Raw genomic sequence first — 11,384 nt, 5'->3', positions numbered from 1 at the left:
TGCTTTTTGCGCACATCAAGGCGTAGGTAGCGCTGGGAGCGATGAGCTTGCGCGTTAGTTTTGGTAATATTTTCGTTCCATAATTGGAAGGAAATGTCCACTGTCAATCGCTCGTTGCCGTCTACGGTTTTCCGCACCAGCCAAGTGGCTGCCGAAGATCGCTTTGAGGCTTGGCGCGAGAGCATTTCGGTCATCTTTGACGTGTCCCCCTCGACGCGATCAACGCTCAATGATTTTCAGGCTTCGGTGCATGCGACGCATTTGGGGCAACTGCTTGTGGGTGAAATCCACTTTAGTGCACAGCAATTTGCTCGCAGCAAGGCCAGAGCAGCTCGCGATGGATTGAATCACTATATCGTGCAGTGGTACCGGGAGGGGGGCTTTGTAGGTCAACACGACAGTGATGGCGACATGCAGGTTCGTGCGGGTGAGATCGTTTTCTTTGATATGACTCGCCCTTTGCGTACGGTGGCCGCGCCTTCTCGAGTCATGTCGCTGATCGTGCCGCGTGCACTGTGCGACGAAGCTTTCGGTGCCTCGGCTGAAACGCTACACGGCACCGTATTGCACTCAGGAGACGTTCTCCATGGCTTGCTGGCAGATCATCTCGATTCCTTGCACCGGCGGCTGCCTTCCATTAGTGTAGAGAAAGGGGGCGACGTTGTGCATGCGACCACGCGCATGTTGGCGGCCTGCTTTCGCCACGTCCAACTTGCGCGCACTCAGGCTCGGCAGGAGATAGGCGCGGTGACACGCGAGCGTATCGAACAGCATATCGGCACCAACCTGGGCGCACCGCTTACACCCGAGTCGCTGTGCCGCACTTTTGGCATTTCCCGTAGCCTTCTATACAGATTGTTCGAGCCGCTGGGTGGGGTTGCTCACTACGTGCAGCAGCGGCGCCTGTTGCGCGCTTTCCACTCGCTGGCCAATCCAGCCAATCAACGGCTGCGCGTTGCCGAGATTGGCACACGCCTGGGCTTTTCCAGTGAGGCGCATTTCAGCCGTGCTTTCCGAGCGACTTTCGGTCTCTCGCCGCGCGACGTGCGCGCTTCGGGCATGTCAGCACGAGCGTTTGATGCCGCCGACGCGTCTTCGATTGAATACGCCGACTGGCTTCGCGGACTGTAAATCAAAGCACACGTAGTGCTGCCTAGGCATCCTTGTCCTTCGTGAGACACGCGTAGGGAGGTGCCTCAATGTGGGCGTGTGAAACACCTGGTCAAAAAACGCCGGGATACCCAGTCAAATGACTGTGGGGTATGCCCAATAGCATCGGGTGGCGGCCGGCGCGAGCCATCAAGGTCGCCGCTTGCAGCAGCTAAGTTCCTCATATCTCAAAGTTTTACCATGATCTTTCACAGCACTCGTGTACTGGGCCTGGCGGTCCTCCCGTTGGCGTTGACTCTGGCGGCGTGCGGCGGTGACAGCACCCCTGTACCAACTCCGAAAAGCGATCGCATCGAACCGTATGACCCAGGCGCAAGCAAGGCAGCGAATGAGAGTGCACTAAGTCCGTCTGCGGTCGCGCCCTCTGCCTATGTGGTCAAGCTCGGGCCCTTGGCAGCCTCGGTTGGTTCGAAGGCCATGGGCAAACAAAGCATGGGTACTGCATTGCAGATCGGTCAATCCCGGTCTGTTGCCGACACCGCCTCCGTCACAGCCACCTCTGCACTCCTGCAATGGCAGCCAACGACACGCGGCACGCAGGTCTCAGCGCTGAGTTTTGTGGCTGAGGGCGCTCGCGGCGTTCGCCTGGGAGTTTTTATCGAGGCATTGCCCGAAGGATCGGTGCTGCGCTTCTACGGTAAAAGAGCGGCCGACGTCGTGGAAGTTTCAGCGCAGCAGCTGCAAGACACCGCCAGGCGCAACGTCGAGGCAGGTGTCCCGGATGCGGAGGCGCGCACCTACTGGAGCCCGGATTTTGGCGGATCCGAGACCAGCTTGGAGATCGAGATACCTTCCGCTGCAAATTCTCAAAACGTACGGATCGCCGTGCCACGGCTTTCGCACTTCACGAGTTCGCCATCTGAAGCCCAGGAAAAGCTTTCTTCTTCGACAGGTTCCGTGCGCAAGGTCGGGGAATCGGAGAGTTGCAACGTCAACGCTACGTGCGTGCCTGACTATCTTGACCAAAGCCGCTCTGTGGCACGTATGGTGTACGTGAAGGGGGGAAATTCATTTCTTTGCACAGGTACCTTGCTAAACGATGCGAAGTCCTCCGGTACGCCGTATTTTCTAACCGCAGATCACTGCATCTCAGATCAAGCTGTCGCGTCGACACTGAATACGGACTGGTTCTATCGGGCAGCTGCCTGCGAGTCGAGCGAGGTTAACCCGGCCACCAAGCGCTTGACAGGTGGCGCGACGCTCCTGTATTCAACCAGCGCCACTGATGTAGCGTTGCTGCGGTTGAATGATGCGCCGCCCGCAGGGATCGTCTATGCAGGTTCTTATTTTGGAGCGGCGCCTTCGGCAGGCACTGCAGCTGCGGCGCTGCATCACCCTGGTGGAGATCTGCAGAAATTCAGCCTGGGTACCGTGTTGGGTAACGCCAGCTGTGTTGGCAATGCTGATTGCACTTCCGCGCAAAGCGGTAGCTTTCTCGAACTGGGTTGGAAGCAGGGCATCACGGAGCAGGGGAGCAGCGGGTCAGCGGCCTTTGTGCAACTGGACGGACAACGCTACGTAGTTGGACAATTGTTCGGAGGTCAATCCAGCTGCCAAGCCCCTAACGCGCCTGACTACTATGGTCGCTTCGACGTGTCTTACCGTAGCGCGCTTCAGAAATGGCTCAATCCATGAACGGTTGGCCTTGCCTCTTGCCGGGGCGGACAGGCCGCCATTTGAAAGCTGCCACGGTTACGCTATTTCTGGCGCTGACCCTTGCAGCCTGTGGCGGAAGCGGTGGCCATGACATTTCTAATGCCGTTGGGGATGCCAAAGGGTTTGGGCCCACGCAACTTTATGATCCTGACACCAACCCCGGCGGCCATGTGCTGAAGGAGGGCGACACCGGGATCATATTCTTGCAGCAGCGGGCTGCCGCAAGCCCTGCGGCATTGCGGATATGGTTCGATGTGGCCAATGCGAGCACCTACGGGCTGGAAATGGAAGAGGAAGATTTGGCCCTGCTTTCGAGGGTTCACGTCACCGACGCAGACGGTCGTTCTATGGTGGCTGTCGATCCGGCGCACCGAATGGCTAGTGCTGATTTGAGTCCGGGCCGCTATGCGTTGCATCTGACTGGCGCTAGCAACGGCAACGCAGAGTCGGTGCCTCTCTTCGTCCGGTTTGAAGCCCAGCAGGTGGCGGCTCCTGGTTCAGCGAGCAAGGCTGGCTTTGTAGAGGTGTTGAGCACAGTGTTTGCCAAGAGCTGTATTGCATGCGATCTGCGCGGAGCACATCTGGCCTTATTACTGTTGTACGACGCGGATCTATCCTTGGCTTATCTGAATGGAGCGAACCTCAGTCAGGCCAACCTTGTCAGGGCAAATTTGAAGAACACGACCCTGAGTTCGGCTAACTTGGAGGGTGCCAATTTGGAGAACGCGAACTTGGAGTTGGCGAGCTTGCGGGGCGCTAATCTCCGCAAGGCAAATTTACGCGGTGCCAATCTGCGCTCTGTGGATTTGTCTGAGGCGCAGTTGGAAGGTGCCACTTGGGTTGACGGGCGCATCTGTGCCTCATCGTCCCCTTTGGGGCAATGCCGATGAAAAAGCTGGTGCTTGCATTGTTGCTGTGTGGCTGCGCTAAAGCTAGCCTGGCCGCAGAACCCATTTGCTCAGCAGATGCTCTCAAGCAAGCCGGAAAACTGCTGCAATGGCACTACGGGCCCGATAGCGTCGTAACTTTAGCGTCACAGGCCAAGCCGCTGGCGCCGCTGAGCAACCCTGTCAATAAGGCCCAGAAGTTAAACGTCCTGGAAGTCATGGGGTACGTTCAGAAAACCAACTATCGCATGCGGTTGATCTATTTTTACAGTGGAGGCCGGTGTTTGCTGATGGGGCAGGAAATACTCGAACTGTCTAGCCTGTGATCCCTTGAAGAAAAAGGGTCAGCATCCTGGTTAGATACAGATGACCAGCTACATCCGAGACCTTGCATCGGGTGTGTGGACCCCTCAGGCTTAACAATCCGTGCCTAGGGTGGTTGGCCAGCCAGGAGGGACTCGAACCCCCTACCCATGTCTTAGAAGGACATTGCTCTATCCAGATGAGCTACTGGCTGCCAACCAGGATTCTAAGCGGGTGCGAGGGTGCAAAACGACCTGCCGGATGAAATTGGTGATTGAGAACCAATTGGTGACAAATAAATGTCAGTTAAATGACGTCATGAACCTGCGATAGATCGCACGGCGTTTATCGGCTAGCATGCGACCTCGTTGATTTCAGGGCCTGGTATGCCAAGTCACTCCAGGTCCGCGAAGTCTGCTCCCTCGCACCTGTTTCAGCATGAGTGCCGTCTGTTCGACGGCCCCATCACGTTGTGAGGGCTCGGCAAGATCTGACGAGCGATTGCCTCTCAAACATTTTTCTCTCCCATGCGCGCCATCAAAGAAGCCCGTAAATTTATCGAGCGCAAGCCCGAAAACTCTAACGCCAAAACCCTTTCCCGCCTGGTACTTGCGCTGGAATCGGAAGCGGATTTTCCGATTGCTGATCTCTACCTGCTGGATTTCGACCAGTTCAAGCTCGCCCTCGAGATTCTTGATGAATGGCGCCTGGATCGCCATTACGCCAGCAAGTCACGCTTGTTTGACGTGTCAGCTCAGCTTGCAGCCATCAAGTCCGATGCGGCCGCTGCAGCACCCACGCCAGCGTCTGCATCAGCAGCAAGATCCGATGGATCAGCGACTGCGAAAGCTGCTGAAGAAAAGAGCGTAAAACCTGGCAACTCATAGGCACTCAATGCTGCCCACATCAAGTGCCGGCAGGTGGGCGGCGGTCAGTTAGTCAAGCATGTTTACTTGGGTCATGTACGTACGCCCAGGTAAGCTTTAGACCTACAGGCTCCTGAATATTTGTGACGAGAATCAATTCGTCAGTCACATTCAGGAGGCCCTATGGTCACAGCTTACGTCGAATCAGAAAGAGTGGTGGGGCCAGGACCTGCCAGCATCATCTCCCCCAGTTCAGATACGGCAGTCTCATGGGCTGCCATTTTTGCGGGTGCTCTGGCCGCTGCCATTCTCTCGCTCTTGCTTTTCATGCTGGGCATAGGCCTGGGCCTGTCGTCGATGTCTGTCTGGTCGGGTAGAGGCGCTGATGGTGAGACGATCGGATGGGCTGCCATTGCCTGGCTTGCGTTCACACAGATCGCGTCCGCTGGAGTGGGTGGCTATATCGCTGGCCGTTTGAGAACCAAATGGCAGGGCGTTCACACTGACGAAGTTTATTTCCGAGACACTGCACACGGTTTTCTCGCCTGGGCGCTGGCTACCATGTTGATGGTCGCCGTCATGGGCTCGGTTGCAGGCGCTGCGTTGACCAACACCGTCAAGGCCGCAGGCGCGGTGGCCACTGGCGCCGCTACGGCCGCAGGTGGTGCGACGGGTGCTGTGGCCAATCTGGCGCGAAGCGCTGTTTCTCAAAGTTCAGCGGTTGGCGCAAATCGTGCCAATGCCGGCGCAGACTCCGAGTCCGGTTTGCACTACTGGGCCAGCACTCTCTTGCGCTCAGGTCCTTCGACCGCACCACGTCAGGACATGGGTGCTTCCAATGCTGCCGCCACGGGCGCTACTCCTGCTGCCGCGGGCAATGGGACCAGCTCTGCTTCGGGCATGTCGCCAGGCGCGGCCGCTCCGTCTGGCCAGACTGCAGCCGTCAGCTCCAGGGAGGTTGCCACCATCTTTGGCCACTCCTTGAAGACTGGAGCACTGTCCAATGAAGATGCTCAGTATCTGGCGCAAGTGGTTTCGCAGAACACCGGCATGGCACCAGATGCGGCCCAAGCCCGCGTTCAAAAGGCTTTCTCTGACGTGAAAGCTCAGATGGAATCCGCCAAAAAGGCCGCGGAGGAAGCCGAGGTCAAAGCCAAGCAGGTCGCTGAAGAGGCTCGCAAGGCCACTGCCTATTCCATGCTGTGGATGTTCGTAGCGCTGCTCATTGGTGCATTCGCTGCCAGCGTCGCGGCCACGGTGGGTGGACGCCAGCGAGATACCTGAAAGCCAGGCTGGGTGCTACCTGCATTGGCTTGCAAAGGCCACCGTAGTCAGTAGCCAGCGTCTTCACCTCGTTTCTTAACTTCCTAAAGGATTTGACATGAGATCAATTCTGCTTTGGCTGATTGGAGTCCCAATCCCCATCATCATCTTGATAGCCATCTTTTTCCGGTAAGAGGCTCACAACAGACGAAGCTACCGCGTCGTCAAAAAGGTCATCCGAAGGTCATCCGAGGATGACCTTTTTTGTTTGTGGGCTTACAGAGTTTCCCAAGCTGAGTGCGTCCAGCTGGACGGGAGCGAACCGCGCTCGAGCCGAGGCTTCCAACTTGGTTCAACAGGTTGACCACTTGCGCGGATGAAACTTTTTGTGTCAAATAGTGAGATTTTTCACATTTTTAGAACCCCATGGCACTCAATAGTTTTCACCAGGTTAGTCCGAGCCCTCGCGCCTGGCTGCTTGCTCTGCAGTTCCCAAGCTTTGTCAGAAAGCGCGTCTCCCGCCTTCTGCGCAAAGTCGCAGTCAGCGGCCTCATGGTTGCAGTGGTGCTGGGCTCGCACGCTCAGCCTTTAGGGGTGGACAAGGCACAGATCAACACGCGCATGTTGGAGCTGTCGACCTTGATGCGTGACCTGAAGCCGCGGCTCGCCACTGACCGCGACGCCGCCATTCAGTATGAGTCGGCCGATCTTGAGTATCGCAATCTCAGTGCCCTCATGGGCGGCGATAAGCCTGTGGTCCCCGAATTTGTGCCCAGGGCGGCCCGCACCAATTTCCTCAAGCTTGCACCGAGCAGCCCGCCTCTGTGCACGCCTACAGCAGCCACCTATAGCCAGACCACGCCCGTTGCCATTCCCACCGGGCCCGGAGTCGTCACCTCGACCATTGTGGTCAGCGGCGCCAATCCCTGGATCTGGGATGTGGATCTGACAACCTTCATACAGCACACCTTCGCAGCAGATCTGGACATCACCATCACATCCCCCGCAGGAACAGTGGTGACCCTGACTACGGACAACGGAGCTGGCAACGACAATGTATTCAACGGTACCGTCTGGGATGACAGCGCCCCTGAAACCGCGACCGATTACGTCTATGCAAACAACGTGGTTGCTCCTTCGTTGGTACCTGAGGAAGCGCTGAGCGCCTTCGTCGGCGAAAACCCAAATGGCACCTGGACCATCACCATAAGCGATGATCTCGCGGGCGACGGCGGCTCATTGGACTCCTGGAGTCTAGCTATCAGTGCATTGCCCACAGCGCCCCAGGTTCAAACGGTCACCTACGCCCAGAACACACCCACAGCCATTGCCGATGTGGCAACGAGTAGCAGCACCTTACTAGTGGCAGGTGCCGGCGCCTCCATTTTGGACGTCAAGGTCACCACCTATATTCAGCACACCTTTTCGGCAGATCTGGATATCACACTCGTGTCACCCGGCGGCACGGCCGTTACCCTGACCACAGATAACGCAGCCGGCAACGACAATGTCTTCAACGGCACGGTCTGGTACGACAAAGCGAATCCTGCTGGACAAGTGCCTTACACGACCAATGACGGTCTCGCCAGCGATCACGCCTATGTCAACAACACTCTGGCTTCCCCCTTGGTGCCTGAAGGGGCACTTGGTGCATTGATGGGACAGGATCCCAACGGTACCTGGCAATTGAACATCACCGACGACTTGGCTGGTGACACTGGACTACTGACCTCGTGGAGCCTGGAGGTCACTACTGCGACCTGCCCCAGTCCATTGATTGCATCTACACCGGGTCCAGCTGTGGCAGGCAGTGCTTACGGCCCGGTCACGCTTTCTGCCACTGGGGGCGTGGCACCCTACAGCTGGAGCGGCAGTTTGCCCAGTGGCATGAGCCTGACCTCTGGCGGACAGCTCTCTGGCACACCTGCATTGGGCAGCGAAGGAAATTACACCGTCACTGTGACGGACAGCCACACGCCCACGGCCAATACAGCTGACGTGACATTGCAAGTGACAGCGGCTACGCTGGCCATCACGACAAGCAGCTTGCCTGATGCAAGCTGGGGTCAGCCTTACACCGCAGCATTGATGTCTTCGGGAGGGACGCCGACTTACAGTTGGACAGCCAGCGGGTTACCTGCTGGTCTGTCGGTCTCTGGAAATCAAATCGTGGGTACGCCCAGCGAGAGCGGGACATTTACCGTGACTTTGACGCTGATGGATTCAGGATCGCCTGCCCAGTCAGCCACGGCAATCCTGGATTTAGCCGTGACCGCCGTCGTCGTCCCCAGCGTGCAAGCTGTGCCCGCGCTGGGCGAGGCATCATTGGTCCTGCTCGCGTTGCTCGCAGCCGCTCTGGGCTTAAGCCAACGCCGCCGCAGTCAAGGCAACGCTGAGTAAGCCTCGCCTCAGTCGCCTGAACTACCAAGTAGGATGGATTGCTCGGGTTGGACCTGTACCCGCCCGAGCAATCAGGTCAAAGGCCTTCTCTGCCTTGGTAGGGGCAGGCTTGGCTCAAAGGCGGGGTCGCAGTCTAGATATTGATCGCACAAAAAGTAAATCCCGACAGCCACCTAGATGACTGCCGGGATTACATTTTTTGGTCGGAGCGGCGGGATTCGAACTCGCGACCCTCTGCTCCCAAAGCAGATGCGCTACCAGGCTGCGCTACGCTCCGACGAAGCCGCAATTCTACATCGTATTTTTGAAGGTTTTAGGGGTGGAGCGAAAAAGATTAGCGTTTTTCGCTCCGCCTCGCCGCGCACTCCCCGAAGCTTCAAATTCTTCAGGGGAGGGGAAACACATCTCTCATAGGGGCAGTTAAGCCAGCTCCATCTTGGCCAGTGCATTGCGGTGCACCTCATCAGGGCCATCCGCAAAACGCAATGTACGCTGGTAAGCGTATGCGTAGGCCAGCGGAGTGTCGCCACTGATGCCTGCCGCGCCATGGGCTTGCATGGCCCAATCGATGATCTGCAAAGACATGTTGGGTGCCACGATCTTGATCATGGCGATCTGTGCCTGGGCGACCTTGTTGCCCACGGTGTCCATCATGTAGGCGGCTTTGAGCGTGAGCAGGCGCGCCTGCTCGATCATGCAGCGTGATTCGGCAATCCGTTCGCGCCAGACACCTTGCGCAGACAGGGGTTTACCGAAGGCCACCCGTTTATTCAGGCGCTGGCACATCAACTCCAAGGCGCGCTCTGCAACCCCTATGGAGCGCATGCAATGGTGAATGCGGCCTGGGCCCAGGCGTCCTTGCGCAATGGAAAAGCCCTTGCCTTCGCCTACCAGCAAATTGCCAACGGGCACGCGCACATCCTTGAGCTCGACTTCCATGTGGCCGTGCGGCGCATCGTCGTAGCCAAAAATGGTGAGCGGCCGAATCACGTTGACGCCTTGGGTGTTGGTGGGCACCAGAATCATCGATTGTTGTGAGTGACGCGGCGCTTCGGTGTCGGTTTTTCCCATGACGATAAGGATGGCGCAGCGCGGATCGCCCACACCGGAGGACCACCATTTGCGTCCGTTGATGACGTATTCGTCGCCTTCACGGCGCATGCTGCACTCGATATTGGTCGCATCGGATGAGGCTACAGCGGGCTCCGTCATCAGGAAGGCGGAGCGGATCTCACCTCGCAGCAGAGGCTCCAGCCACTGGTCCTTGTTGTCCTCCGAACCATATCGCTCCAGGGTTTCCATGTTGCCGGTGTCGGGCGCAGAACAATTGAAGACCTCGGGGGCCCACGGAACGCGTCCCATGATCTCGCACAGGGGGGCATATTCCAGGTTGGACAAGCCTTGGGGGGCTCGGCTGGATTTGGGCAAGAAGAGATTCCACAAACCTGCAGCGCGGGCCTTGGGTTTTAGTTCCTCGATGATGCGGGTGGGAATCCAGGCGTTGCCCTTGGCGCGGTTGGCGGCAATTTCCTCCAGGTAGACGCTCTCGTTGGGGTAGATGTGCTCATCCATGAAGGCCAGAAGCCTGGCTTGCAATTCCTTGGTCTTGGCGGAGTAATCAAAATCCATAAAGTCCTCGTGCTGGTGCGAAATGAAAATGGATGCTTGCTCCAGGCAAGCGGTCCTCAAATTACAGTCAAGCCTTTTGGGCGAAGGCCCAGGCGAGCTCGGCCATGGGGCGTGCGCCGGCGCCATTGGCCTTGGCCTGCTCGCTGGAGGCTGTTCCTGCCTCTACGCGTTTGGCAATGCCCTGCAAAATCGCTGCGATTCGGAACATGTTGTAGGCCAGATAGAAATTCCAGTCCGGCGCCAATGCCTCTGGGGTGGTAAAGCCCGTGCGCTCGCAATAACGGCGGATGTACTCTTGTTCGGTCGGAATGCCCAGGCTTTGTACATCGACTCCGCCAATGCCTCTGAACGTTCCCGGCGGGATGTGCCAGGACATGCAGTTGTATGCAAAGTCTGCCAGAGGGTGGCCCAGGGTAGACAGCTCCCAGTCCAGGACGGCAAGGACACGTGGCTCCGTGGGATGGAACATCAGGTTGTCCAGCCGATAGTCACCATGAACAATACTCACCAGGCTATCGTCTTTGGCGCTGGCAGGGATATTGGAAGGCAGCCACTCCAGCAGACGATCCATCTCGGGATTGGGCTGGGTGACAGATGCCTGGTATTGCTTGCTCCAGCGGCTGATCTGGCGTTCAAAGTAATTGCCCGGCCTGCCATAGCCGGCCAAGCCGCGTTCGGCGAACTTCACCGTATGCAAGGCGGCAATGACGCGGTTCATTTCGTCGTAGATTGCGGTGCGCTCAGCGTTGCCCATACCGGGCAAGGTCTGGTCCCAAAGCACGCGGCCCGGCACGAATTCCATCACATAAAAGGCGCGGCCGATCACCGATTCGTCTTCGCAAAGCACGTGCATTTGGGCGACGGGCACTTCGGTACCTCTAAGGCCGCGCATGACAGCGAACTCCCGCTCAATGGCATGGGCCGAAGGCAGCAGTTTGGCCACCGGCCCCGGCTTGGACCTCATGACATAGCTTTTCTGGGGGGTGACCAGCTTGTAGGTGGGATTCGACTGCCCGCCCTGGAATTTCTCAATGGTCAGGGGGCCGGAGAATCCTTGCAGATTCGATGACAGCCATGCAGAAAGCGCGTCAACATCAATGACGTGCGCTTCTGGGGTGGGCTGGGCGGCTGGGCTGTCCGAGGTGCTCATGCGATGGCTTCTTTCTGTGAATTCATTGATCACCCTGGTCGAAGGCGCTTTCTACCGGGG

9 protein-coding genes and 2 tRNA genes are annotated in these 11,384 nt (G+C 57.8%); 7 read left to right on the top strand and 4 right to left on the bottom strand.

The genetic code is table 11. The annotated features are described in order from the left end of the window. Positions 1-93 precede the first annotated feature (93 nt). The 4 genes from ABIE13_RS18025 to ABIE13_RS18010 all read left to right on the top strand — a co-directional run bounded on the left by ABIE13_RS18025 (position 94) and on the right by ABIE13_RS18010 (position 4,039). Positions 94-1,131 carry a helix-turn-helix domain-containing protein gene (locus ABIE13_RS18025; protein WP_354445954.1) on the top strand — a complete coding sequence of 346 codons (1,038 nt, stop codon included), beginning with the start codon at positions 94-96 and terminating at the stop codon, positions 1,129-1,131. Positions 1,132-1,350: 219 nt separating this feature from the next. Next, complete coding sequence (locus tag ABIE13_RS18020; RefSeq protein ID WP_354445952.1) at positions 1,351-2,805, top strand: trypsin-like serine peptidase; 1,455 nt, start codon at positions 1,351-1,353, stop codon at positions 2,803-2,805. Then, positions 2,802-3,716, top strand: coding sequence for a pentapeptide repeat-containing protein (locus ABIE13_RS18015; protein ID WP_354445950.1), 915 nt, complete (start codon positions 2,802-2,804; stop codon positions 3,714-3,716). The genes ABIE13_RS18020 and ABIE13_RS18015 overlap by 4 nt, the downstream gene beginning before the upstream one ends. Then, a complete protein-coding gene (locus ABIE13_RS18010; protein ID WP_354445948.1) occupies positions 3,713-4,039 on the top strand; it encodes a hypothetical protein in 327 nt (108 codons plus the stop codon). Before ABIE13_RS18015 ends, ABIE13_RS18010 begins: the two co-directional genes overlap by 4 nt. Positions 4,040-4,153: 114 nt before the next feature. Here ABIE13_RS18010 and ABIE13_RS18005 read toward each other — a convergent pair. Beyond that, positions 4,154-4,230 (bottom strand) — tRNA-Arg (locus ABIE13_RS18005). Between the two features lie 313 nt (positions 4,231-4,543). Here ABIE13_RS18005 and ABIE13_RS18000 point away from each other — a divergent pair. The 3 genes from ABIE13_RS18000 to ABIE13_RS17990 all read left to right on the top strand — a co-directional run bounded on the left by ABIE13_RS18000 (position 4,544) and on the right by ABIE13_RS17990 (position 8,545). Continuing rightward, positions 4,544-4,903, top strand: coding sequence for a hypothetical protein (locus ABIE13_RS18000; RefSeq protein WP_354445946.1), 360 nt, complete (start codon positions 4,544-4,546; stop codon positions 4,901-4,903). 162 nt (positions 4,904-5,065) lie between these two features. After that, positions 5,066-6,166, top strand: a complete 1,101-nt coding sequence (locus ABIE13_RS17995; RefSeq protein ID WP_354445944.1) for a hypothetical protein — start codon at positions 5,066-5,068, stop codon at positions 6,164-6,166. 405 nt (positions 6,167-6,571) lie between these two features. Further along, entirely contained in the window at positions 6,572-8,545 is a 1,974-nt protein-coding gene (locus tag ABIE13_RS17990) for an IPTL-CTERM sorting domain-containing protein (protein WP_354445942.1), read from the top strand. A 200-nt stretch (positions 8,546-8,745) separates the two neighbouring features. Here the strand turns inward: ABIE13_RS17990 and ABIE13_RS17985 are convergent. The 3 genes from ABIE13_RS17985 to ABIE13_RS17975 all read right to left on the bottom strand — a co-directional run bounded on the left by ABIE13_RS17985 (position 8,746) and on the right by ABIE13_RS17975 (position 11,324). Beyond that, a tRNA-Pro gene (locus ABIE13_RS17985) sits at positions 8,746-8,822 on the bottom strand. 143 nt (positions 8,823-8,965) lie between these two features. After that, positions 8,966-10,174, bottom strand: a complete 1,209-nt coding sequence (locus ABIE13_RS17980) for an acyl-CoA dehydrogenase family protein (protein ID WP_354445940.1) — start codon at positions 10,172-10,174, stop codon at positions 8,966-8,968. Between the two features lie 67 nt (positions 10,175-10,241). Then, positions 10,242-11,324: a phosphotransferase gene (locus tag ABIE13_RS17975; RefSeq protein ID WP_354445938.1), complete on the bottom strand. Its 1,083-nt coding sequence runs from the start codon at positions 11,322-11,324 to the stop codon at positions 10,242-10,244. Positions 11,325-11,384: the final 60 nt, after the last annotated feature.

Origin of the sequence: Ottowia thiooxydans (assembly GCF_040548795.1) — a bacterium.
Classification (GTDB): Bacteria; Pseudomonadota; Gammaproteobacteria; order Burkholderiales; family Burkholderiaceae_C; genus Ottowia; species Ottowia thiooxydans_A.
Note: the sequence above shows the minus strand (reverse complement) of the source record. Positions and strands in the feature narration are given on the sequence as shown.